21 protein-coding genes and 1 tRNA gene are annotated in these 23,474 nt (G+C 55.5%); 21 read left to right on the top strand and 1 reads right to left on the bottom strand.

What is annotated here, in order from left to right; genetic code table 11:
• The first annotated feature begins 1 nt into the window (after position 1).
• From dapB to KI614_RS11345, 6 genes are all read left to right on the top strand, one after another.
• Complete coding sequence (gene dapB, locus KI614_RS11370) at positions 2 to 808, top strand: 4-hydroxy-tetrahydrodipicolinate reductase (protein ID WP_226409327.1); 807 nt, start codon at positions 2 to 4, stop codon at positions 806 to 808.
• Complete coding sequence (locus KI614_RS11365; protein ID WP_226405855.1) at positions 808 to 3,360, top strand: response regulator; 2,553 nt, start codon at positions 808 to 810, stop codon at positions 3,358 to 3,360. The genes dapB and KI614_RS11365 overlap by 1 nt, the downstream gene beginning before the upstream one ends.
• A gap of 125 nt (positions 3,361 to 3,485) precedes the next feature.
• A complete protein-coding gene (carA, locus tag KI614_RS11360) occupies positions 3,486 to 4,634 on the top strand; it encodes a glutamine-hydrolyzing carbamoyl-phosphate synthase small subunit (RefSeq protein WP_226409325.1) in 1,149 nt (382 codons plus the stop codon).
• Between the two features lie 15 nt (positions 4,635 to 4,649).
• Positions 4,650 to 7,856, top strand: coding sequence for a carbamoyl-phosphate synthase large subunit (gene carB, locus KI614_RS11355; protein ID WP_226405854.1), 3,207 nt, complete (start codon positions 4,650 to 4,652; stop codon positions 7,854 to 7,856).
• Between the two features lie 66 nt (positions 7,857 to 7,922).
• The gene (gene greA, locus KI614_RS11350; protein ID WP_203467159.1) at positions 7,923 to 8,399 is read left to right on the top strand and encodes a transcription elongation factor GreA; all 477 of its coding nucleotides are present in this window, start codon (positions 7,923 to 7,925) and stop codon (positions 8,397 to 8,399) included.
• Positions 8,400 to 8,492: 93 nt separating this feature from the next.
• Positions 8,493 to 8,897 carry a DUF4149 domain-containing protein gene (locus KI614_RS11345; RefSeq protein ID WP_413464149.1) on the top strand — a complete coding sequence of 135 codons (405 nt, stop codon included), beginning with the start codon at positions 8,493 to 8,495 and terminating at the stop codon, positions 8,895 to 8,897.
• Here the strand turns inward: KI614_RS11345 and KI614_RS11340 are convergent, their stop codons facing one another.
• A complete protein-coding gene (locus tag KI614_RS11340) occupies positions 8,898 to 9,260 on the bottom strand; it encodes a YhbY family RNA-binding protein (RefSeq protein WP_203467157.1) in 363 nt (120 codons plus the stop codon).
• 32 nt (positions 9,261 to 9,292) lie between these two features.
• Here KI614_RS11340 and rlmE point away from each other — a divergent pair, with 32 nt between their 5' ends.
• The 15 genes from rlmE (at position 9,293) to nuoH (ending at position 23,464) form a co-directional block, all read left to right on the top strand.
• A complete protein-coding gene (gene rlmE, locus KI614_RS11335; RefSeq protein WP_226405852.1) occupies positions 9,293 to 9,910 on the top strand; it encodes a 23S rRNA (uridine(2552)-2'-O)-methyltransferase RlmE in 618 nt (205 codons plus the stop codon).
• A gap of 55 nt (positions 9,911 to 9,965) precedes the next feature.
• Positions 9,966 to 11,849: an ATP-dependent zinc metalloprotease FtsH gene (ftsH, locus tag KI614_RS11330; RefSeq protein WP_319002655.1), complete on the top strand. Its 1,884-nt coding sequence runs from the start codon at positions 9,966 to 9,968 to the stop codon at positions 11,847 to 11,849.
• A gap of 56 nt (positions 11,850 to 11,905) precedes the next feature.
• Complete coding sequence (gene folP / locus KI614_RS11325; protein WP_226405851.1) at positions 11,906 to 12,745, top strand: dihydropteroate synthase; 840 nt, start codon at positions 11,906 to 11,908, stop codon at positions 12,743 to 12,745.
• Positions 12,738 to 14,090 (top strand): phosphoglucosamine mutase, encoded by a 1,353-nt coding sequence (glmM, locus tag KI614_RS11320; RefSeq protein WP_226409320.1) that lies wholly within the window; start codon positions 12,738 to 12,740, stop codon positions 14,088 to 14,090. The genes folP and glmM overlap by 8 nt, the downstream gene beginning before the upstream one ends.
• Before the next feature lie 83 nt (positions 14,091 to 14,173).
• A complete protein-coding gene (tpiA, locus tag KI614_RS11315; protein WP_226405850.1) occupies positions 14,174 to 14,923 on the top strand; it encodes a triose-phosphate isomerase in 750 nt (249 codons plus the stop codon).
• Positions 14,924 to 14,932: 9 nt separating this feature from the next.
• The gene (gene secG / locus KI614_RS11310; protein ID WP_226409318.1) at positions 14,933 to 15,307 is read left to right on the top strand and encodes a preprotein translocase subunit SecG; all 375 of its coding nucleotides are present in this window, start codon (positions 14,933 to 14,935) and stop codon (positions 15,305 to 15,307) included.
• Positions 15,308 to 15,359: 52 nt separating this feature from the next.
• Positions 15,360 to 15,444, top strand: a tRNA-Leu gene (locus tag KI614_RS11305).
• Between the two features lie 61 nt (positions 15,445 to 15,505).
• Positions 15,506 to 15,880 carry an NADH-quinone oxidoreductase subunit A gene (ndhC, locus tag KI614_RS11300; RefSeq protein ID WP_203469410.1) on the top strand — a complete coding sequence of 125 codons (375 nt, stop codon included), beginning with the start codon at positions 15,506 to 15,508 and terminating at the stop codon, positions 15,878 to 15,880.
• 3 nt (positions 15,881 to 15,883) lie between these two features.
• A complete protein-coding gene (locus KI614_RS11295; protein ID WP_203467153.1) occupies positions 15,884 to 16,360 on the top strand; it encodes a NuoB/complex I 20 kDa subunit family protein in 477 nt (158 codons plus the stop codon).
• 19 nt (positions 16,361 to 16,379) lie between these two features.
• Complete coding sequence (locus KI614_RS11290) at positions 16,380 to 16,985, top strand: NADH-quinone oxidoreductase subunit C (RefSeq protein WP_226405849.1); 606 nt, start codon at positions 16,380 to 16,382, stop codon at positions 16,983 to 16,985.
• A complete protein-coding gene (locus KI614_RS11285; protein WP_203467151.1) occupies positions 16,978 to 18,231 on the top strand; it encodes an NADH-quinone oxidoreductase subunit D in 1,254 nt (417 codons plus the stop codon). Before KI614_RS11290 ends, KI614_RS11285 begins: the two co-directional genes overlap by 8 nt.
• Positions 18,231 to 18,704: an NADH-quinone oxidoreductase subunit NuoE gene (gene nuoE, locus KI614_RS11280; RefSeq protein WP_226405848.1), complete on the top strand. Its 474-nt coding sequence runs from the start codon at positions 18,231 to 18,233 to the stop codon at positions 18,702 to 18,704. Before KI614_RS11285 ends, nuoE begins: the two co-directional genes overlap by 1 nt.
• Complete coding sequence (gene nuoF, locus KI614_RS11275) at positions 18,704 to 20,032, top strand: NADH-quinone oxidoreductase subunit NuoF (RefSeq protein ID WP_226405847.1); 1,329 nt, start codon at positions 18,704 to 18,706, stop codon at positions 20,030 to 20,032. Before nuoE ends, nuoF begins: the two co-directional genes overlap by 1 nt.
• A gap of 51 nt (positions 20,033 to 20,083) precedes the next feature.
• On the top strand, positions 20,084 to 22,414 hold the full coding sequence (gene nuoG, locus KI614_RS11270; RefSeq protein WP_226405846.1) for an NADH-quinone oxidoreductase subunit NuoG: 2,331 nt from the start codon (positions 20,084 to 20,086) through the stop codon (positions 22,412 to 22,414).
• Positions 22,415 to 23,464, top strand: a complete 1,050-nt coding sequence (gene nuoH / locus KI614_RS11265) for an NADH-quinone oxidoreductase subunit NuoH (RefSeq protein ID WP_226405845.1) — start codon at positions 22,415 to 22,417, stop codon at positions 23,462 to 23,464. It abuts the gene before it with no gap.
• Positions 23,465 to 23,474 lie beyond the last annotated feature (10 nt).

Below are 23,474 nucleotides of genomic sequence, written 5' to 3'. Positions count from 1 at the left end.
GATGGGTGCAACGCGTATTGGCATCGTTGGTGCTGGTGGTCGTATGGGGCGGATGCTGATCGAGTCTGTGTTGAAGGACGATCTGGTTGCTCTGGGCGCTGCGTTTGATGTTCCGGGCAGCCCGGCGATTGGCAAGACGGCGGGCGAACTGGTCGGAATGCCCTGTGATGTGCTCGTGACCGATGATGTTGCTGCAGGGTTGCAAAATATCGATTGCCTGATTGATTTCACGCGTCCGCAAGGAACGCTGGTCCATCTGGAACTGTGTCGCCAGGCCGGAGTCGGCATGATTATCGGGACGACAGGTTTTGAGGCTGAGGGCAAGGAAATCATTGCTGCTGCAGCGCGGGATATCCCGGTTGTTTTTGCCCCGAACATGGCTGTTGGCGTCAATGTCGTTTTCAAGCTGCTTGATGTGGCTGCCCGGATTCTGAATGAAGGCTATGACATCGAGGTGGTCGAGGCTCATCACCGAATGAAGATCGATGCCCCATCGGGTACGGCGTTGCGCATGGGTGAGGTGATTGCCAATGCGCTTGAACGGGATCTCAAGGATTGTGCTGTCTACGGTCGTGAAGGTGTGACCGGTGAGCGGGATCCATCAACCATCGGGTTCGCAACCGTGCGTGGTGGCGATATTGTCGGCGATCATACGGTGATGTTCTGCGGTATCGGTGAGCGCGTTGAAATAACCCACAAGGCAGCCAGCCGCATGCCCTACGCACTGGGAAGTTTGCGTGCTGCACGCTACATTGCCGGGCGGAAGAGTGGTTTGTTCGATATGCAGGACGTTCTCGGGTTGCGCTAGTGCCGATTAAATCTCCGTTGCTTGCCCGTCAGCTTCAAGAAGCCTTCGGTGCCGATGGCGAGCAGAGTCTTGCGCGATTGTTGGCGCAGGCAGGCGGAAGTGGCAATGGAGATTTGGTCAAAGGGGTTGAGGCGTTGCTTGGCTTGGTTGATGCCGGCTACGCTGCTTATACCGGATTGAATAAGTGGCAGACCCTGCTCTCCGGCGATGCGCTGAGTGACTGGAACCTGCGGACAGGCAACATCGAGTCGGGGCGCCAGTGGAAGGGCTTGCTCGGCTATGCCTCCAGTGAGCTGGATAACTCGATTGCCCAGTGGCAGAAACTGGTTCATCCGGATGATCTGCGGATTTTGCAGGCCCAGATTGCGGCTCAGGGGCAGAGCAACGAACGTTTTTTCCAGATAGAGTGCCGGATGCGTGCCCGCGATGGGCTGTGGCGCTGGTTGTTGCTGCGCGGCGCCGTGGCGGCTCGTGATGGTGATGGCGAGCCTGTTCGCATGCTGATTCTCCAACGCGACATCAGCGAAGTGAAAAGCGGCGAGGCCGACTTGATTGCCGCCAAAGAGTCGGCTGAGTCGGCCAACAAGGCACGGGGAGCTTTTCTGGCCAATATGAGCCATGAAATCAGAACCCCGATGAATGGCATTATCGGCATGACCGAACTGGCGCTGGATACCGAGCTTGATGCCGAGCAGCGACACTATCTGCGCACGGTCAAATCGTCGGCCGAGGCTTTGCTGACCATCGTCAATGACATTCTCGATTTTTCCAAAATCGAAGCCGGAAAAATGGAGTTCGAGGCGGTCGGCTTCTCCGTGCATAACACGGTGCTTGAGGCGGCCAGGGTGCTGGCTGTCAGTGCTCACAAGAAAAACCTGGAATTGATTGCCAATGTTCGGCCTGAGGTTCCTCTGCGTGTTATCGGTGATCCAACCCGCTTGCGTCAGGTGATCATCAATTTGATCGGCAATGCGATCAAATTCACCGAGCAGGGTGAGGTGATTGTCGAGGTGGTGGTTGAGAAGTCGACTGAAAACTCGGTCTTCCTCCATTTCATGATTCGGGACACCGGTATCGGCGTTCCGGCAGACAAGCAAAAAGCCATTTTCGATGCATTTTCCCAGGCGGATGTTTCGACGACCCGGCGCTTTGGCGGTACCGGACTGGGCTTGGCCATCTGCGCCCGATTGGTTCAGTTGATGGATGGGAGAATCTGGCTCGACAGTACGCCGGGTGTCGGTTCGGTATTTTCATTTACGGCCCGCCTGGGGATTGAATCCGTTGCCTCTCCAGTTTTGCCGGATGCCGCTTTCAAGGGGCGGCGTGCCTTGGTTGTGGAAGATAATGCGGCGGCAGGCGCTTATCTGGTGGAGCTGCTTGAGCGACTGGGAATTCAGGTCACCTTGCTGCCAGATTCGATTGCTGTGGCTGATGCGATAGAACGGATGCGTGCGGTCGACTTTCCGTTTGACTTCATTTTCGCTGATGCGGGTATGGCTGCACCGGCAGGTTTTGCTTTGGCTGAAAGTTGGCAGGCTGCGGGGCGGCCCGAGAAATTGATTTTCATGCTGACGACCGAGAACCAGCGGCAGGATCTGGCTCGTTTGCGTCAGCTGGAAGTCTCAGCTCATCTGGTTAAGCCGATCGGCGTTGATGACCTTGCCGATGCGTTGTCCCTGGCGGTAGGCAAGGCGGGGCAGGGGCATGATCTTGCTGCCGATTTGCTGCCGGCAGCGGATCAATCACAGGCGGGGCAGGGTGTTTCGATTCTGCTTGTTGAAGATAATCCGGTTAATCAGGAATTGGCGATTCGTTTGCTGGAGCGCCATGGTTACAGCGTTGTCGTCGCCAACAATGGCGCAGAGGCGGTTGAGCAGTTTGATGGAAACCACTTCGACCTGATCTTGATGGATATGCAGATGCCGGTGATGGGCGGGATCGAGGCCACAGAGGCCATCCGCTCGCGGGAAATGCGTCGCAGTTGGGTGGTTTCTCATGAATTTGAGCCCGTTTACATTATTGCAATGACAGCCAATGTCATGGCCAGCGATCGTGATCGCTGCCTTGAGGCTGGCATGAACGATTTTGTTCCGAAGCCTTTGCGGCCGGATGAGCTTTTTGCGGCGCTGGCCAGGGCGGGTGTTGGTCAGGCCGATGTGGTGTTTTCTGCACCGCCTGAACCGGTTCGTAAAGAACGGGTTCGCCTTGATCTGGCAGCTGCGCTGCGGGATATTGGTGATGCGGATTTGTTTGTCACCATGGCGGGGATGCTGCTCGGTGAATGGGATGAGCATCTGGCGCGGGTTGAGCGGGCGCTGGGGGCGAATGATCCGCACGAGTTACGCATGCATGCGCATACTCTGAAGAGCCTTTTGGCCATGTTCCATGCCGATGCGGCCCGGCGTCATGCCATGGAAATCGAGAGTGCGGTGCTCTCCGTGGAAAATGTCGACTGGCCGCACTGCCATCACCTTTATCTGTTGCTGAAAGATGAGATGGCTCACATTCGGCCGGATCTCCAGCGTTTTGTCGAGACTCGCGTAATACCTTGAATTTGCCTGAAAAGGTAGTTTTCGGCTAGAATAGTAAGGTTAAAAAGCACAAGCGGGGAGGCGCAAGCCTTCCCGCTTGGCACATGAATAAGCAGAAAATACTAGGAGAGCCGGTCGTGTCATTGCTGCCCTCATTTACCCCCGCCATTCTCGCCCTCGCCGACGGAACGGTTTTCAAGGGCCAATCCATCGGCGCAGATGGTGTCACCAGTGGCGAGGTGGTGTTCAATACCGCCATGTCCGGTTATCAGGAAATCCTCACCGATCCATCCTATAGCCGCCAGATCGTTACATTGACCTACCCGCATATCGGTAATACCGGTTGCAATGCAGAAGATTTTGAATCAGCGGCCAATTACGCAGCTGGCCTGGTCATTCGTGACCTGCCGCCGCGCGCATCAAATTGGCGCATGCAGGACGATCTTTCGTCTTATCTAAAGAAGCACGGCATTGTTGCCATTGCCGGTATCGATACGCGCAAGCTGACTCGCATCCTGCGTGAAAAGGGTGCTCAGGCAGGCTGCATTCTGGCGGGTGAAGTCGATGAAGCAAAGGCTTTGTCGATGGCTCGGGCTTTCCCGGGGCTGGCTGGAATGGATCTGGCCAAAGTGGTTTCCGTCAAGGAAAGCTACGAGTGGACTGAAGGCGAATGGACGCTGACTGGCTACAACGCCGGTCCGGCACCGCGCTTCCACGTTGTTGCCTATGATTTTGGCGTCAAGCGCAACATCCTGCGCATGCTTGCCGAGCGCGGTGTAAAGCTCACCGTCGTGCCGGCCCAGACGCCGGCCGCCGATGTGCTGGCCATGAAGCCGGATGGCGTGTTCCTGTCGAATGGTCCGGGTGATCCGGAACCCTGCGACTATGCCGTGACCGCGATTCGTGAGTTTCTCGACCGCGGCGTGCCGACGTTTGGCATCTGCCTCGGCCACCAGTTGCTGGCCCTTGCTTCCGGCGCCAAAACGCTGAAGATGAAGTTCGGTCATCATGGGGCCAATCATCCGGTCAAGGACATGGATACCGGCCAGGTGCTGATTACCAGCCAGAACCACGGTTTCGCGGTCGACGCTGATTCCCTGCCGAAAAACCTGCGCGCCACGCACGTTTCGTTGTTCGACGGTTCCCTGCAAGGCATCGCTCGGACCGATGTGCCGGCCTTCTCCTTCCAGGGGCATCCGGAAGCCAGCCCGGGCCCGCACGATGTCGCTTACCTGTTTGACCGCTTCCTCGATGCCATGACGCGTGGCGTTGCGGCGCTGAACAACGCGCAATAAGGCGAGAGTAAAGAAATGCCGAAACGTACAGACATAAAAAGTGTTTTGATTATTGGCGCCGGCCCGATCATCATCGGTCAGGCCTGCGAATTCGACTACTCCGGCGCGCAAGCCTGCAAGGCGCTGCGCGAAGAGGGTTACAAGGTCATCCTGGTTAACTCCAATCCGGCGACGATCATGACCGACCCGGAAATGGCCGACGTCACCTACATCGAGCCGATCACCTGGCAGGTTGTCGCCAAGATCATCGAAAAGGAACGCCCGGATGCGCTGCTGCCGACGATGGGTGGTCAGACCGCGCTGAACTGCGCGCTCGATCTCGATCGCGAAGGCGTGCTGGCCAAGTTCAACGTCGAACTGATCGGTGCTTCCAAGGAAGCCATCGACAAGGCCGAGGACCGCCAGAAGTTCAAGGACGCGATGACCAAGATCGGTCTCGGTTCGGCTCGCTCGGCCACTGCGCACAGTATGGAAGAGGCTTACCAGGTGCAGGCGATGATCGGCTTCCCGACCATTATTCGCCCGTCCTTCACGCTGGGCGGCACGGGCGGCGGTATCGCCTACAACATGGAAGAGTTCGAGACCATCTGCAAGCGCGGTCTTGAAGCTTCGCCGACCAACGAGCTGCTGATCGAAGAATCGCTGCTCGGCTGGAAGGAATACGAGATGGAAGTGGTCCGCGACAAGGCGGACAACTGCATCATCGTTTGTTCGATCGAAAACCTCGATCCGATGGGCGTGCACACTGGTGACTCGATTACTGTTGCGCCGGCCCAGACGCTGACCGACAAGGAATACCAGCTGCTGCGCAATGCCTCGATTGCCGTGCTGCGCGAGATTGGTGTTGATACCGGTGGTTCGAACGTGCAGTTCTCGATCAATCCGAAGGATGGTCGCTGCATCGTCATCGAAATGAACCCGCGCGTTTCCCGCTCGTCGGCCCTGGCCTCCAAGGCGACCGGTTTCCCGATCGCCAAGATTGCTGCCAAGCTGTCCGTCGGTTACACGCTGGATGAATTGACCAACGATATTACGGGCGGCAAGACGCCGGCTTCCTTCGAACCGTCGATCGATTATGTGGTTACCAAGGTGCCGCGTTTCGCGTTCGAAAAATTCCCGCAGGCCGACAATACGCTGACCACGCAAATGAAGTCAGTGGGCGAAGTGATGGCCATGGGCCGCACTTTCCAGGAGTCGCTGCAGAAAGCACTGCGTGGCCTGGAAGTGGGTGTCGATGGTTTCAATTTGAAATCGGTTGACCCGGAAACCATCGATGAGCAACTGGCGCGTCCGACTCCGGATCGCCTGTGGTATGTCGCGGATGCCTTCGGCGTCGGCATGTCGGTCGAGAAGGTTTTCGATCTGACCAAGATCGACCCGTGGTTCCTCGTTCAGATCAAGGAAATCGTTGATCTGGAACTGGAAGTCGAAAAGCGCGAATTTTCGTCGTTGACCGCGGAAGAGCTGCGTTTCCTCAAGAAAAAAGGCTTCTCCGACCGTCGTCTGGCTTATTTGCTGAAGACGAATGAGTCCGACTTCCGCAAGCGTCGTCACGAATTGGGCGTGCGCCCGGTGTACAAGCGTGTTGACACCTGCGCCGCCGAGTTCTCGACCAACACCGCCTATATGTACTCGACCTATGAGGACGAGTGTGAGGCTAATCCGACGGACAAGAAGAAGATCATGGTGCTGGGCGGTGGCCCGAACCGCATCGGCCAGGGCATCGAGTTCGACTACTGCTGCGTGCATGCCGCGATGGCGATGCGTGAAGACGGTTACGAAACGATCATGGTCAACTGCAATCCGGAAACCGTGTCGACTGACTATGACACGTCAGATCGTCTGTATTTCGAGCCGCTGACGCTGGAAGATGTGCTGGAAGTCGTCGCCATCGAAAAGCCGGTTGGCGTCATCGTCCAGTACGGCGGTCAGACGCCGTTGAAGCTCGCGCTGGCGCTCGAAGCCAACGGTGTGCCGATCATCGGTACCTCGCCGGAATCGATCGACGTTGCAGAAGATCGCGAACGTTTCCAAAAGCTGCTGCATGAGCTCGGTCTCAAGCAGCCGCCGAACCGTACCGCGCGTACCGAAGAGGATGCACTGCGTCTGGCGGCTGAAATCGGTTATCCGCTGGTCGTTCGCCCGTCTTACGTGCTGGGCGGCCGGGCCATGGAAATCGTTCATGAACAGAAGGATCTTGAGCGTTACATGCGCGAAGCCGTCAAGGTTTCCCATGATTCGCCGGTGCTGCTCGACCGTTTCCTGAACGATGCCGTCGAGTGCGACGTTGATGCCTTGTCGGATGGTGACGAAGTCATCATCGGTGGCGTCATGGAGCATATCGAACAGGCCGGCGTGCACTCTGGTGACTCGGCATGTTCGCTGCCGCCGTATTCACTCGGTGCCGAAGTGCAGGCTGAACTGCGTCGTCAGACCAAGTTGATGGCCAAGGCACTGAATGTCTGCGGCTTGATGAACGTGCAGTTCGCGATCAAGGATGAAGAGGTTTACGTCCTGGAAGTGAATCCACGCGCTTCGCGTACCGTACCTTTCGTTTCCAAGGCCACCGGTCTGCAACTGGCCAAGATCGCCGCACGCTGCATGTCGGGTCGCAGCCTGAAGGACCAGGGCGTGACGAAGGAAGTCATCCCACCGTATTTCTCGGTCAAGGAAGCCGTCTTCCCGTTCGTCAAGTTCCCGGGCGTCGATACCATTTTGGGCCCGGAAATGAAGTCGACCGGCGAAGTCATGGGCGTCGGCAAGACCTTCGCTGAAGCTTTCGTCAAGTCACAGCTGGCCGCCAGCGTCAAGCTGCCTTCGTCCGGCAAGGCTTTCCTGTCGGTCAAGGATAGCGACAAGGTCAAGGCTGTCGATGTCGCTCGTCATCTCCATGAAGCCGGCTTCCAGCTGGTGGCGACACGTGGGACGGCCCATGCCATCGAAGCGGCTGGCTTGCCGGTTCAGGTAGCCAACAAGGTGACCGAAGGTCGTCCGCACATCGTCGACATGATCAAGAACAATGAAATTGCGCTGATCATCAACACGGTTGAGGAAAAGCGTCTGGCGATCAACGATTCGCGCTCGATCCGGACTTCCGGCCTGCAGGCACGGGTCACCATGTACACCACGATCTGGGGTGCAGAAGCTGCGGCAGAAGGCATTCGCAACAGCGGTGAGCTGGTTGTTTACCCGATTCAGGCGCTGCACGAGCAACTTCACTAAGAGAACCCGAGAACCGCCGGGTAGCCCAATTGGGGCGCCGGCGGTTTTCCTTTTGCTGGAAAAATTATGAGTAAAGTCCCGTTGACCGTGGCAGGTGCCGAAAAGCTCAGGGAAGAATTGCATCGTTTGAAAACGATCGAGCGCCCCAGCGTGATTGCCGCCATTGCCGAGGCACGATCGCATGGCGATTTGTCTGAAAATGCCGAATACGATGCCGCCAAGGAACGCCAGGGTTTCGTTGAAGGGCGCATTCAGGAGGTTGAAGGAAAGCTTTCGAATGCACAGATCATTGATCCGAAAGTCCTCGATGCGGATGGTCGCTGCGTTTTTGGGGCGACGGTGGATATTGAAGATCAGGATTCCGGCGAGTCCGTGACCTATCAAATCGTGGGTGAGGATGAGGCGGATATCAAGTCGGGCAAATTGTCGGTTGCATCACCGATGGCCCGTGCCTTGATTGGCAAGTATGCCGGTGACGTTGCGCAAGTGCAGGCGCCGGGCGGTTTGCGCGAATACGAAATTATTGACGTTCGGTACGAATAAGGATTGCCGGACTGAAAACAGCCTTGCAGGTCTGCTGTGCGTAAATTTTCCGACGCTTTGTATCTCTCTTGCCTGACCTTGTGGATAGGCGGCATGTGGTCAATCGGTTATATGGTTGCCCCGGTTCTCTTTGCCAATCTGGCTGATCGCCAACTGGCTGGTTTGCTGGCTGGAAAAATGTTTGCCCTGATTGGCTGGCTGGGTTTGGGCTGTGCCGCTTACCTGCTGATTTTTCTTGTTGTTCGCGGTGGCGTGCGTGCTTTCAGGTCAGCCATGTTCTGGCTGATTCTGGTGATGATGCTGCTAACGGCAGCCAGTCAGTTCGGTATCCAGCCTTTGATGGCGCAACTCAAGGCGAATGCCTGGCCACGCGAAGTGATGGAGACGGTATTGCGTGACCGCTTTGCGGCCTGGCATGGCATTTCCAGCATTCTCTACCTGGTGCAGAGTATGCTGGGCCTGTGGGTCGTTGTCTGGAGTGGGCGAGGGCTGAAGTGATCAGCCTTGGAAAGCGCGCTTGGTCTTGCGCGGTTCGGAGGCCGGGCGACGCGATTTTGTGCTGCCGGGTTTGTTGACCGCAGGCGTGCCTGCCGGGGCGGGGCGGTACACAATCAGCAGCTTGCCGATGTGCTGGACAGGAGCGGCGCCGAGATTGGCGCAGATTTGCTCGTAGTAGGCAAGGCGGTTTTCTCGGCTGTCGCCATAGACACGAATTTTGATCAGTTCGTGTGCTGCCAAGCAGACTTCGATTTCCTTGAGAACAGCCTCTGTCAGGCCATTTTCGGCAATCGAGACAACGGGATTGAGGCTGTGGGCCCGGGCGCGTAATTCGCGGCGTGCATCGGAAGATAATTGCAGCATGTGTAAACCTTTCAAAAGCGGCATTTTACCGAATGAAAAGAACCAGAACCAGTAAAGCATGGATGCGTGAGCACATTAATGATACCTATGTGCAACTTGCGCGCAAGGAAGGCTGGCGTTCGCGTGCCGCTTTCAAGTTGATGGAAATCGACGACAAGGACAAACTCCTGGCAAGGGGCGCGGTCGTCGTGGACTTGGGGGCGACGCCCGGAGGCTGGTCGCAAGTGGCGGCCAAGCGAGTTGGTGGCGGAGGCATGGTCTTCGCGCTTGATTTGCTGGAAATGGAACCGATTCACGGTGTCGACTTCATTCAGGGCGATTTTCGGGAGGATGAAGTACTGCATCAACTCGAAGAAAAACTCGATGGCCGGACTGTGGGGCTTGTAATGTCGGACATGGCCCCCAATATGTCAGGAGTGCCTTTGGTTGACCAGGCTCGGGTGATGTACCTGGCTGAGTTAGGTCTGGAGTTTTGCAAGGCACACTTGAAACCGGAAGGTGCTTTTCTGGTCAAAGTATTTCAGGGCTCGGATTATGAGAATTTCCTCCGGGCCATGCGTGAGGTTTTCAAGACGGTTGTTGTACGTAAACCCGATGCTTCGCGCGACCGAAGCGCCGAGCTTTATTTGCTCGGTCGTGTGTTGCGCTGACAGTTGTGTATAGAATGGCGTTTTTGTCGCTCGGCGCCGTAGAAGGAGAGCAAGCTTGAACAACATGTTCAAAAACCTCGCAGTCTGGCTGGTTATCGGTCTTGTACTGATGACGGTTTTCAACCAGTTCAACAGCCGTCAGGTTGCGACCGGTTCTGTCGAATATTCGCAATTCATCGAAGAGGTGAAGCAGGGGCGCATCTCCAAGGTCGTTATGGAAGGACGTACGCTCAAAGCGACGACGACTGAGGGCAAGCGCATCACGTCGTACGCACCGCCTGATTTGTGGCTGGTTTCCGATCTGCTCAAGAGTGGCGTCAAAATTGAAGCCAAGCCGGAAGAAGAGCCATCTTTCCTGATGAATCTGTTTGTCAGCTGGTTCCCGATGCTGTTGTTGATCGGCGTCTGGGTATTCTTCATGCGTCAGATGCAGGGTGGCGGCAAAGGTGGTGCATTCTCCTTCGGCAAGTCACGCGCCCGGATGACGGACGAGGCTCAGAATGTCATCACCTTTGTTGATGTTGCTGGTTGTGACGAGGCCAAGGAAGAAGTTCAGGAAATCGTCGATTTTCTGCGTGACCCGTCAAAATTCCAGAAGTTGGGCGGCCGGATTCCCAAGGGGGTGCTAATGGTTGGCAACCCGGGTACGGGTAAAACTTTGCTTGCCAAGGCGATTGCCGGTGAGGCAAAAGTGCCTTTCTTCAGTATCTCCGGTTCCGATTTCGTTGAAATGTTTGTCGGTGTCGGTGCGGCTCGTGTTCGCGACATGTTCGAAAACGCCAAGAAGCACGCACCGTGCATCATCTTCATCGATGAAATCGATGCGGTTGGCCGTCACCGTGGTGCGGGTGTCGGCGGCGGCAATGACGAGCGCGAGCAAACGCTGAATCAGTTGCTTGTTGAAATGGATGGTTTTGAAGGTCACTCGGGGATCATCGTGATCGCTGCGACCAATCGTCCTGATATCCTGGACCCGGCTCTGCTTCGTCCGGGGCGCTTCGACCGCCAGGTTGTCGTCCCCTTGCCGGATATTCGCGGCCGTGAGGAAATTCTCAAGGTTCACATGCGCAAGGTGCCAATCGCCGGTGATGTCAAAGCCGATGTGATTGCTCGTGGTACCCCCGGCTTTTCGGGGGCGGACTTGGCTAATCTGGTTAATGAAGCAGCCTTGTTTGCTGCTCGCCGTAACAAGCGCCTGGTTGATATGGACGACTTCGAAATGGCGAAGGACAAGATCATGATGGGCAGTGAGCGCCGCAGCATGGTGATGTCCGAAGAAGAAAAGATGAACACCGCTTATCACGAGTCTGGTCATGCCGTGGTTGCCAAGATCATGCCTAAATCCGACCCTGTTCACAAGGTGACGATCATCCCGCGCGGTCGTGCGCTTGGCTTGACCATGCAACTGCCCGAGCAGGACCGCTATGCGTATGATCGTGTCTATCTGATGAGTCGCATTGCCGTTCTCTTTGGTGGTCGCATTGCCGAAGAGTTGTTCATGAACCAGATGACGACGGGCGCTTCCAACGATTTCGAGCGTGCAACCTCGATGGCGCGCGATATGGTGACCCGCTATGGCATGTCGGATGCGCTGGGCCCGATGGTGTATGGCGAAAACGAAGGTGAGGTTTTCCTCGGGCGCTCGGTCACGACCCACAAGAGTGTTTCGGAAGCGACCATGCAGCAGGTTGATGCCGAAATTCGTCGGATTATTGACGAGCAGTATGCGTTGGCCCGGAAAATCCTTGAAGAAAATCGTGACAAGGTGGAGGCGATGACCAAGGCGCTGCTTGAATGGGAAACCATCGATGCCGAGCAGATCAACGACATCATGGAAGGCAAGCCGCCGCGTGCGCCGAAGCCGAGCCAGAGTACGTCGCGTGCCTCGAAGCCCGATGACTCCCATGACGCCGAGCCGAGTGCTGCTGCGCCGGCCTGATCGGGCTGATTCACCAACAAGCCGGGAGCCTGTTCCCGGCTTTTTCGTTTCTTGCTATGTCAATTCTTCAATGTGGTTCTTATCAGCTTGATCTGACTATTCCCAAAGTCATGGGGATTGTTAATGTGACGCCGGATTCTTTTTCCGGTGATGGTCTGGCAGGCGATGTTGACCGGGCAATTATGCATGCCCGCGCGCAACTGGAAGCAGGGGCGGATATTCTCGACATCGGTGCCGAGTCTTCGCGCCCAGGTGCGATTCCAGCATCTGAGGCGGATGAGTTGGCGCGTCTCGTTCCTCTCCTGAAAGAAGTGACAGCTTGGGGGGTCCCCGTGTCGGTGGATACCTACAAGCCTGCCGTGATGCGTTCAGCCCTGGCACTGGGGGCTTCGATGATCAATGATATCGCTGGCTTGTCCCATCCGGGGGCTCTGGAGGCGGTTGCCGGGAGTGAATGTGCAATTTGTCTGATGCACATGCAGGGCGCCCCAGGCACGATGCAGTCAGCACCGGTCTATGGCGATGTTGTGCGTGAGGTACATGATTTTCTCGCGCAGCGAATTAAAGCCTGTCGGGCGGTGGGCATTGATGATCGGCGGCTGGTCCTTGATCCTGGTTTCGGATTTGGCAAAACGCTGACGCATAATTTACAGCTTTTTCGTCAGTTGACCGCGGCAGTTCCCGCGGGTTTTCCTGTGTTGGCGGGGATTTCACGTAAGACGATGCTTGGGCAGATAACCGGCCGTTCGGTTGAGGAGCGCCAGGTTGCCAGCGTGGCTGCTGCACTTCTTGCTGCTCAAAAAGGTGCGAAAATATTGCGTGTGCATGATGTTGGCGCAACCAGGGATGCCTTGGCTGTCTGGTTGGCAATTGAACGGGAGCTTGATGATGAGTAGAAAATATTTTGGGACTGACGGCGTGCGTGGCCGTGTTGGTCAGGCACCAATCACGCCGGATTTTGTCATGCGGCTTGGTTATGCGGCTGGCAAGGTGTTGATGGAGAATTGCAAAATGCCGGCGGGTGAGCGCCCATCTGTGCTGATCGGTAAAGATACCCGTCTGTCGGGGTATATGCTTGAGTCGGCGCTGGAGGCCGGATTTTCTGCGGCGGGTGTTGATGTCTGTCTGGTCGGGCCGATTCCGACGCCGGCTGTGGCTTACCTGACGCGTGCTCTTCGGCTGCAGGCCGGGATTGTTATCTCGGCATCACACAATCCGTATTACGACAACGGGATCAAGTTCTTTTCGGCACAGGGCACCAAGCTGCCTGATGAGGTTGAGTCTGCCATTGAAGCAGGTATCGATCAGCCGATGGTGTGCGTGCCGGCAGCCGAGTTGGGGCGAGCTACCCGCATTGATGATGCCCGTGGCAGGTATATTGAATTCTGTAAAAGTACCTTTCCAAACGATCTGGATTTGCGCGGTCTGAAAATTGTAGTTGATTGCGCACACGGTGCTGCCTATCACACAGCACCTAGCGTTTTTCATGAGTTGGGTGCAGAGGTTGTTGCCATTGGTGCTCAGCCCAATGGCCTGAATATCAATGATGGGTTCGGAGCGACAGCGCCTCGCGCCCTGTGTGATGCTGTTCTTGCTAATCGGGCGGATTTGGGTGTCGCGCTGGATGGCGATGCGGATCGAATCCAGATGGTCGATGCGGAAGGTAATCTCTACGATGGTGATCAATTGCTTTACGCCATCGTGCGAGGCCGTGCGCGTCTGGGCAAGGTTGATGGTGTGGTTGGAACGCTAATGACCAATCTGGCGCTCGAGCACGCCTTGGGGAAAATGAATATTCCGTTTGCGCGAGCCGCGGTGGGCGATCGGTATGTGGTTGAAATGCTCAACGCAAAAGGCTGGTTGTTCGGCGGTGAGAATTCGGGGCATATCCTTGCCCTTGATCGTCATAGTACGGGGGATGGGTTGGTTGCTGCATTGCAGGTTCTCGCCGCCATGCGACAGTCGGGGGAGGATTTGAAATCACTGCTTGGCGGATTGCGTCTCTATCCGCAAAAGTTGATTAATGTGCCAATCAGCAAAGGATTTTCATGGAAGGAAGATCCTGAAATTATGGCGGGCTTGGCGATGGTTGAGTCTGAGATTTCAGGGCGGGGCAGGGTTTTGCTCCGTGCATCAGGGACCGAGCCTTTGCTGAGAGTGATGGTGGAGGGCGATGATGCTGCGCTGGTCCAGTCCGCTGCCGAAAAACTGGCTGAGATAGTCCGGCGGGCAGCACACTAGCGTGCTCATGGACATGGATATTGCCGTGCCAACGTGCTGTCGCTATAATCCAAAGGTTTTTGCCAATCAAAATAAGCGAGCTTATGCGTAAAAAGTTTGTCGCCGGGAACTGGAAAATGCATGGCAGCATCCAGCAAAATGCGGCACTGCTTGAGCGCATAAGGCATGAGATGTTGGGTGGTGCGTGCGATGTTGCTGTGTGCGTACCTTATCCCTATCTCTCGCAGGTTCAGCAGCTTCTTGGTGGGTCTTCTGTTGCCTGGGGGGCTCAATCAGTCAGCCAGCATCCGCTGGGCGCGTTTACCGGCGAAGTTTCAGCCTCGATGCTCGTGGAGTTTGGTTGTCGCTACGTGCTGGTTGGCCATTCTGAGCGACGCAGTTTGTTTGCCGAGTCAGATGCTGTTGTTGCTGAAAAATTTTTTGCGGCGCAGGAGATGGGGCTGGTTCCAATCTTGTGTGTTGGCGAAACGTTAGCTGAGCGTGAGGCTGGTCGGACTGTGGCAGTGGTTTCGCGTCAGTTGACGGCCGTGCTTGAGCGTTCGGGGGCTTCTGCTCTGGGGGGGGTGATTGTTGCTTATGAGCCGGTCTGGGCGATAGGTACGGGGGTTACGGCCTCTCCTTTGCAGGCTCAGGAAGTTCATGCGGCGATCCGGGCGTTTGTGGCTGGGTTCGATAAGGTAGTGGCTGAAAAGCTTCGCATTCTTTATGGGGGGAGTGTGAAGCCTGGTAATGCAAAAGATTTGTTTGCGCAGTTGGACATTGATGGCGGTTTGATCGGTGGAGCTGCGCTGGTTGCGGACGATTTTCTGGCGATTTGCCAAGCGGCAAATTGATAGGCGTAAATAATGAATTGGTTATTCTCTGTTGTTTTGACGGTCCATATTCTCGTGGCTCTGGCGATTGTCGGGTTGGTGCTGATGCAGCACGGCAAGGGAGCAGACATGGGGGCGGCTTTTGGTAGCGGAGCTTCGGGTAGTTTGTTTGGCTCGTCGGGCTCGGCAAATTTCCTGAGTCGTGCAACCGGAGTTCTTGCTGGCGTGTTCTTTGTGACGAGTTTGACCTTGGCATACGTCGCGTCAAATAAGCCAAAAACGACTGGTAGTGTGATGCAAGAGACGGTACAATCGCAGCCGGTTTCGGGGTCCGTGTCTGCGGGCGTTGAGGCGCCAGTGGTGCCGGTTGATGCGGCTTCCAAGGCAAAAGATATTCCGAAGTAACGCAAGGCTGTTTGCCTGGCAACGAGTCCTCGCCGGGTAAGCGGATGGTAGTGCCGACGTGGTGAAATTGGTAGACACGCTATCTTGAGGGGGTAGTGGCGCAAGCTGTGCGAGTTCGAGTCTCGCCGTCGGCACCAATATTGGGGCAGTGGCCGTAAGGCGCGCTGTTTCGTACAAGAAACTGAAAATTGGCGGCGGATCATGGAAAACTACTTTCCAATCCTGATGTTCGTCCTGGTGGGTGTTGCGGTTGGCGTTTTGCCGGTTGCAATGGGGTTCCTGCTTGCACCCAGCAAGCCGGATCCGGAGAAGCTTTCTCCCTACGAGTGCGGCTTTGAGGCTTTCGAAGATGCACGTATGAAGTTTGACGTGCGTTACTACCTGATTGCTATCCTTTTCATTCTTTTTGACCTGGAAATTGCGTTCCTGTTTCCGTGGGCAACAATTTTCAAGGATATCGTCGCGACTGAATCGATCAAGTTGTTCGGTTTTGTCGAAATGCTGGTTTTCGTTACCATCCTGGTTATTGGCTACGTGTATGCCTGGGCCAAGGGTGCGCTGGAATGGGAATAAAGCATGGCTATTGAAGGTATTCTCCAGGAAGGTTTTGTCACCACGACGGCTGACAAGCTAATCAACTACATGCGCACAGGTTCGATGTGGCCAATGACTTTTGGTCTTGCCTGTTGTGCGGTTGAAATGATTCATGCGGGCTGCGCCCGCTATGACCTTGACCGCTTTGGCGTGGTTTTTCGCCCGAGTCCGCGTCAGTCAGATGTAATGATCGTTGCTGGTACGCTGACCAATAAAATGGCGCCGGCCTTGCGTAAGGTTTACGACCAGATGGCAGAGCCGCGTTGGGTTATTTCCATGGGTTCCTGTGCCAATGGTGGTGGCTACTATCATTACTCGTATTCCGTAGTGCGTGGTTGCGACCGAATTGTGCCGGTCGATATCTATGTCCCCGGTTGCCCTCCGACGGCGGAGGCTTTGCTGTACGGCATCATCCAGTTGCAGAACAAGATTCGCCGTACTAACACCATTGCTCGTTAATTGCCAAGGCTGATTGACTATGTCCGCCAAGCTGGAAACGCTTAGCCAGAATTTGCAAAAGCACTTCGGTGAAAAACTGAAGTCGCTGACGCTTGCGTTGGGAGAGGTGACTATTGAAGTTGCTTCCGCCGACTATTTTTCCGTGATGCAGACGCTGCGCGACGAAGCTGATCTTGGCTTCGATGAGTTGATCGATCTTTGCGGTGTTGATTATTCGACCTATGGTGATGGTGCGTGGCAAGGCAAGCGGTTTGCCGCTGTCTCGCATCTTCTGTCCATTCCGAACAATTGGCGTCTGCGGGTTCGTGTCTTCGCCGAAGACGATGCTTTTCCTGCGGTCGACTCGGTGACGTCAGTGTGGACCAGTGTTAACTGGTTTGAGCGCGAGGCATTTGATCTGTTCGGTATCGCCTTTGTCGGTCACGATGATTTGCGTCGTATTCTTACCGACTACGGTTTTATCGGTCATCCTTTCCGTAAGGATTTCCCGATTTCCGGTCATGTTGAAATGCGCTACGACCCGGATCAGGCACGAGTTATTTACCAGCCGGTAACCATCGAGCCACGTGAAAATACCCCGCGCATTGTGCGCGAAGATACTTACGGGGACCCCGCACATGGCTGATATCCGCAATTTTACGCTTAATTTCGGCCCGCAGCACCCGGCCGCACACGGTGTGCTCCGTCTTGTTCTCGAACTTGATGGCGAAGTCGTCCAGCGTGCCGATCCGCACATTGGTCTGCTACACCGTGCGACTGAAAAACTGGCTGAAACCCGTACTTGGGTCCAGTCCGTGCCCTATATGGATCGTCTCGACTATGTGTCGATGATGTGCAATGAGCATGCTTACTGTCTGGCGACCGAGAAATTGCTCGGCATCGAAGTACCTGAGCGTGGCAAGTACATCCGTACCATGTTTGACGAAGTGACGCGTATCCTGAACCACTTGCTCTGGATTGGTTGTCATGCGCTGGACGTTGGCGCGATGACCATGGCGCTCTATACTTTCCGCGAGCGTGAAGACCTGATGGATGCTTACGAGGCTGTATCCGGTGCTCGTCTGCATGCTGCCTATTACCGTCCGGGCGGCGTTTATCGCGACTTGCCGGATCGTATGCCGCAATACGAAGCTTCAACCTGGACCAGCGCCAAGAGAGCCAAGGAACTGAATGGTAATCGGGGTGGTTCGTTGCTTGATTTCCTGGAAGACTTTACCGACCGCTTCCCGACGTATCACGCGGAGTACCACACGCTTCTGACCGATAACCGGATCTGGAAGCAGCGTCTGGTTAATGTCGGCGTCGTGACGCCAGAGCGTGCGCGCCAGATGGGGTTCTCCGGTGCCATGCTGCGTGGTTCCGGGATTGCTTGGGACTTGCGCAAGAAGCAGCCGTATGCCGCCTATGACAAGATGGATTTTGACATCCCGGTCGGTGTGAACGGCGATAGCTATGATCGTTATCTGGTTCGCATGGAAGAAATGCTCCAGTCGAACCGTATTATCAAGCAGTGTATTGACTGGCTCCGCAAGAATCCGGGGCCTGTGATCACTGATAATCACAAGGTTGCTCCGCCATCACGTGAAAATATGAAAACCAACATGGAGGAGCTGATTCATCACTTCAAGCTCTTCACTGAAGGGATTCACGTTCCGCCGGGTGAGGCTTATGCAGCTATCGAACACCCGAAGGGTGAATTCGGCATCTACTTCGTTTCGGATGGTGCAAACAAGCCATACCGCATGAAGATTCGTGCGCCGGGTTATGTTCACCTGGCCGGTATGGACGAAATGTCCCGCGGCCACATGCTTGCCGACGTCGTTACGATTATCGGTTCCCAGGATATTGTTTTTGGCGAGATCGACCGCTGATGTTTTCCGCTGAAACCCTCGAGAAGTTCGCGCGTGAAGTTGCCAAATACCCGGCTGATCAATCTCAGTCGGCAGTTATGGCCTGTCTCGCGCATGCCCAGGAAGAAAAAGGCTGGTTGCCCCCTGAGGCAATCGAAGCCGTCGCCAACTATCTTGCTATCGCTCCGATGGCAGCTTACGAGGTCGCTTCCTTTTACAACATGTATGATCTCAAGCCAGTCGGGAAGTACAAGATTACAGTTTGTACCAACCTGCCTTGTGCGCTTTCCGGTGGCTATCACGCCGGTGAATACCTGCAGAAGAAGCTGGGTGTCGGCTACGGTGAGACGACCAGCGACGGCAAGTACACCCTGAAAGAAGGGGAGTGTATGGGTGCCTGCGGCGATGCTCCAGTATTCATTGTCAATAATCGCTCCATGTGCAGCCACATGCATCCGGAACAGATCGACAAGCTGCTTGAGGAGTGCAAATAATGGCAATGCTTGGTTCGATCAACGGCGTCCTGATGGAAGGCCTGAACGGCGACAATAGCTGGGGCCTGAATGATTACGTGGCACGTGGCGGTTATGCGCAACTCAAACGTATTCTGGAGAGCAAGATCACCCAAGAAGACGTGATCAGTGAGGTCAAAAAATCCGTTTTGCGTGGTCGTGGTGGTGCAGGTTTCCCGACAGGCTTGAAGTGGTCTTTCATGCCACGTTCGTTTCCTGGCGATAAATACGTTGTTTGCAACACCGATGAAGGTGAGCCCGGGACATTCAAGGACCGGGACATCATGCGCTACAACCCGCATGCAGTCATCGAGGGTATGGCCATTGCAGCCTATGCGATGGGTGCCAACCGTGGCTATAACTACGTGCATGGCGAAGTCTGGCTTGAGTACAAGCGTTTCGAGGAGGCTCTTGACCAGGCTCGTGCCGCCGGTTTTATCGGACAGAATATTCTTGGTTCGGGTTTCAATTTCGAGTTGTTTGCTCACCATGGCTACGGTGCCTATATCTGCGGCGAAGAAACTGCGCTGCTTGAGTCAATCGAAGGCAAGAAAGGGCAGCCGCGCTTCAAGCCACCCTTCCCGGCATCTTTCGGGTTGTATGGCAAACCGACGACAATCAACAATACCGAAACCTTTGCGAGCATTCCTTCCATTCTGAAAATGGGGGGCGAAGATTTCCTTAACTTGGGCAAACCAAACAACGGTGGCACCAAGCTGTTCTCGGTGTCTGGCCATGTCAATCGTCCGGGTAACTATGAGATTCCCCTCGGTACACCGTTTTCGACCTTGCTCGAAATGTGTGGAGGAATGCGTGGTGGTCGCAAGCTGAAGGCAGTTATTCCGGGTGGTTCGTCCGCCCCTGTAATGCCAGCGGATGTGATCATGGACTGCACCATGGATTACGACTCGATCAGCAAGGGCGGTTCGATGCTGGGTTCGGGGGCTGTCATCGTCATGGACGAGACGGTATGCATGGTCAAGGCGCTTGAGCGTTTGTCTTTCTTCTACTACGAAGAGTCATGCGGTCAGTGCACCCCATGTCGTGAGGGTACGGCATGGATGTACAAGATTATTCACCGGATCGAAAACGGTCTGGGCAAGCCCGAAGATCTCGATCTGCTGGGTAGTGTTCTTGGAAATATCTCTGGTCGCACGATCTGTGCGCTTGGCGATGCTGCAGCCTTTCCGGTGCAAAGTTTCCTCAAACACTTCCGTAGCGAGTTTGAATACCACATCGAGCACAAGAGCTGTCTTGTGCCCAAGGATGTGCAATGGGCGGGTAGTGGTTTCCACAAGGTTGCGGCTTAAGCCCAACCTTCCAAGCGATAGATACGAAAGAACTGGCTACAAGGTAGCGACATGCTAGAAATCGAGATCGACGGCAAGAAGGCGCAAGTACCCGATGGCAGCACGGTGATGGATGCCGCGCAGCAGGTTGGGGTTTATATTCCGCACTTCTGCTACCACAAGAAATTATCGATTGCCGCCAACTGCCGGATGTGTCTGGTGCAGGTTGAGAAGGCACCGAAACCCCTGCCTGCCTGTGCGACTCCGGTCACAAACGGCATGAAGGTGTTCACGCATTCGGAACTGGCCGTCAAGGCACAGAAGGGCGTGATGGAATTCCTCCTGATCAATCACCCGCTGGATTGTCCGATTTGCGACCAGGGTGGTGAGTGTCAGTTGCAAGACATGTCCGTTGGTTACGGCCCGATGAAGAGCCGCTATACCGAGGAAAAGCACGTTGTTTTCCACAAAAATGTCGGTCCGCTCATTTCGATGGAGGAAATGAGCCGCTGCATCCACTGTACGCGCTGTGTCCGTTTCGGTCAGGAAATTGCAGGGATCATGGAGCTTGGCATGGCCAATCGCAACATGCATTCCGAAATCACGACATTCCTGGGGCGCACGGTCGACTCGGAATTGTCGGGCAATATGATTGACCTCTGCCCGGTAGGTGCGCTGACTTCCAAACCATTCCGCTACACCGCGCGTTCGTGGGAGCTGCAGCGTCGCAAGTCGGTCAGTCCGCACGATTCCGTTGGTGCCAATCTGGTTGTTCAAGTCAAGCACGATAATGTGATGCGTGTTCTGCCGCGTGAAAATGAGGCGGTCAATGAATGCTGGATTTCCGACAAGGAACGTTTCTCCTATCAGGCGCTTAATTCCGAAGAGCGTTTGACCAAGCCAATGGTGAAGCAAGGCGGCGAGTGGCGTGAAGTTGACTGGAATGTTGCACTCGACTACGTCGCTCATGGTCTGAAGGATGTTGCCCGTACTCACGGCGGAGATTCGATTGCTGCGCTGGCATCGCCAAATTCGACTCTGGAAGAGTTGTTCCTGCTGGGTAAGGTTTTCAAGGGCCTGGGCAGCGGTAACGTCGATTTCCGTCCGCGCCAAAGTGACTTTGGCACTGATTTCAAGCGTGCTGGTACACCTTGGCTGGGTATGCGCCTGGCTGAGATCAAGGATCTCGATGCCGCGCTTGTGATTGGCTCTTTCCTGCGCAAGGATCACCCGCTGATTGCTCAGCGTTTGCGTCAGGCTGCCAAGAAATATACCAAGGTCAGTTCATTGTCGGTTAGCTCTGACGACCAACTGATCAATTTCCATGCCAACATGGCAGTAGCGCCTTCCAAACTGGCCAGCACTCTTGGTGGGGTCGTCAAGGCGGCAGCTGAACTGAAAAATGTTGCAGTTCCTGCTGGCCTGGAAAGCCTCTCCGTCTGCGAGACCTGCAAAAAAATCGCACAAAGCCTGGTTGAAGGTGAAAAGCGCGCAATATTCCTCGGTAATGTGGCAACACAATCTGCCCAGGCCACGCAGCTGCATGCCCTGGCCCTTCAGCTCGGTCAGCTGACTGGTGCCACTGTTGGTTTCCTTGGTGAGGGTGCCAATGTGGTTGGTGGGCATGCGGGCTGGGCCTTGCCTTCCGGGGCAAATGCACGCCAGATGTTTGAGCAGCCGCGCAAGGCTTATGTTCTGATGGGGATTGAGCCGGAATTTGATTGCGCTAACCCGCAACTGACTCTGGGCGCGCTTAAACAGGCCAACCTCGTTGTTTACGCTTCCGCATTCAAGCACGCAGCAGCACTTGAATACGCTGATGTGATTCTCCCGATTACGCCTTATACCGAGACGGCGGGTACGTTCGTCAATATCGAAGGCCGTATCCAGAGCTTTAACGGTGTAGTCAAAGCACGCGGCGACGCACGTCCAGCCTGGAAGCTGCTTCGTGTTCTCGGGAATGTCCTGAATCTTGATGGTTTTGACTACCAGTCCAGTGAGGCCGTGCGTGACGAAGTGCTGGGCGCAGGGGCCGAATTCGTTGCCGGTCTTGATAATGGCCTGAATGGTGTGGCTATTGCTCTACCGGCAAGTCAAGATGGGATTGAGCGTATTGCCGATGTGCCGATCAACTTTGCCGACGCCATGGTGCGTCGCTCGCCTGTGTTGCAGCAGACAGCAGACAGCGTTGCACCGACTGCACGGATGAATGAACAGGTTCTGACTCAGTTGGGGCTGGTTGCCGGCGCTCAGGTTCGCGTCAAGCAAGGCTCCGGCGAGGCGCTTCTTGTCGCCAAGCTTGACAACAACGTGCCGGCTGGCTGTGTCCGTGTTGCTGCAGCGCATGCCTCGACTGCCGCACTGGGCGAGATGTTCGGTACCCTCTCCGTGGAGCGTGCATAAATGGACGCACTGATGAATTTTGGTTCGGGCATCTTTGGTGGCGTTTGGCCTGCAGTCTGGGCCTTGGTCAAGATTGTTCTGATCGTTGCTCCGCTGATGCTCAGCGTCGCTTATCTGACTTGGGCCGAGCGCAAGGTAATCGGTTACATGCAGGTTCGAATTGGCCCGAATCGTGTTGGTCCGTGGGGCTTGATCCAGCCAATCGCTGACGGCCTGAAGCTGCTGATGAAGGAAATTGTCGTACCGAGCGGTGCGAACAAGGCTATCTTCATCATCGCTCCGATGCTCGCTATTGCACCTGCTCTCGCTGCTTGGGCGGTCGTGCCGTTCAATGAGACGCTGGTCTTGGCTAATATCGATGCCAGCCTGCTTTACATCATGGCGATCACCTCGATGGGTGTGTACGGCATCATCCTGTCCGGCTGGGCCTCCAACTCCAAATACGCCTTCCTCGGTGCGATGCGCGCTGCGGCCCAGATGGTTTCCTACGAAATCTCGATGGGTTTTGCGCTGATTTGTGTGTTGATGGTGTCGAACAGCCTGAATTTGATCGATATCGTCCATGCCCAGCAACAAGGTCGCTTCGCCAGCTGGGGTCTGAGTTTCCTCTCCTGGAACTGGCTGCCGCTGCTGCCAATGTTCCTGGTGTACCTGATCTCCGGTGTGGCTGAAACCAACCGCGCGCCGTTCGACGTTTGCGAAGGCGAATCCGAAATCGTTGCCGGCTTCCACGTCGAATACTCCGGTATGGCGTTCGCTGTCTTCTTCCTGGCTGAATACGCCAACATGATTCTGGTGTCGACGCTGACGTCGATCATGTTCCTCGGTGGCTGGTCTTCCCCGGTCGGCTTCCTGCCGGACAGCGCGCTCTGGCTGTTCGCCAAGGTCGGCGCCATCCTGTTCCTGTTCCTCTGGTTCCGTGCCACTTTCCCGCGCTATCGCTATGACCAGCTGATGCGCCTCGGCTGGAAGGTTTTTGTGCCGGTTTGTCTGGTCTGGCTGGTTGTCGTTGGCGTCTGGATGATGTCACCGCTGAATATTTGGAAGTGAGGAGATAAAC

It is taken from the genome of Dechloromonas denitrificans (genome assembly GCF_020510665.1).
In the GTDB taxonomy this organism is placed as follows: Bacteria; Pseudomonadota; Gammaproteobacteria; order Burkholderiales; family Rhodocyclaceae; genus Azonexus; species Azonexus denitrificans_B.
This window is presented reverse-complemented; position numbering and strand designations above follow the sequence as displayed.

Bases quoted from the DNA above. Each gene is read 5' to 3' on its own strand.
- dapB (WP_226409327.1), top strand. From the start codon at position 2: ATGGGTGCAACGCGTATTGGCATCGTTGGTGCTGGTGGTCGTATGGGG.
- KI614_RS11295 (WP_203467153.1), top strand. From the start codon at position 15,884: ATGGCTATTGAAGGTATTCTCCAGGAAGGTTTTGTCACCACGACGGCT.
- KI614_RS11285 (WP_203467151.1), top strand. From the start codon at position 16,978: ATGGCTGATATCCGCAATTTTACGCTTAATTTCGGCCCGCAGCACCCG.
- glmM (WP_226409320.1), top strand. From the start codon at position 12,738: ATGAGTAGAAAATATTTTGGGACTGACGGCGTGCGTGGCCGTGTTGGT.
- nuoE (WP_226405848.1), top strand. From the start codon at position 18,231: ATGTTTTCCGCTGAAACCCTCGAGAAGTTCGCGCGTGAAGTTGCCAAA.
- carB (WP_226405854.1), top strand. From the start codon at position 4,650: ATGCCGAAACGTACAGACATAAAAAGTGTTTTGATTATTGGCGCCGGC.
- nuoF (WP_226405847.1), top strand. From the start codon at position 18,704: ATGGCAATGCTTGGTTCGATCAACGGCGTCCTGATGGAAGGCCTGAAC.
- KI614_RS11345 (WP_413464149.1), top strand. From the start codon at position 8,493: ATGTGGTCAATCGGTTATATGGTTGCCCCGGTTCTCTTTGCCAATCTG.
- greA (WP_203467159.1), top strand. From the start codon at position 7,923: ATGAGTAAAGTCCCGTTGACCGTGGCAGGTGCCGAAAAGCTCAGGGAA.
- folP (WP_226405851.1), top strand. From the start codon at position 11,906: ATGTCAATTCTTCAATGTGGTTCTTATCAGCTTGATCTGACTATTCCC.
- tpiA (WP_226405850.1), top strand. From the start codon at position 14,174: ATGCGTAAAAAGTTTGTCGCCGGGAACTGGAAAATGCATGGCAGCATC.
- nuoH (WP_226405845.1), top strand. From the start codon at position 22,415: ATGGACGCACTGATGAATTTTGGTTCGGGCATCTTTGGTGGCGTTTGG.
- nuoG (WP_226405846.1), top strand. From the start codon at position 20,084: ATGCTAGAAATCGAGATCGACGGCAAGAAGGCGCAAGTACCCGATGGC.
- rlmE (WP_226405852.1), top strand. From the start codon at position 9,293: ATGAAAAGAACCAGAACCAGTAAAGCATGGATGCGTGAGCACATTAAT.
- KI614_RS11340 (WP_203467157.1), bottom strand. From the start codon at position 9,260: ATGCTGCAATTATCTTCCGATGCACGCCGCGAATTACGCGCCCGGGCC.
- KI614_RS11290 (WP_226405849.1), top strand. From the start codon at position 16,380: ATGTCCGCCAAGCTGGAAACGCTTAGCCAGAATTTGCAAAAGCACTTC.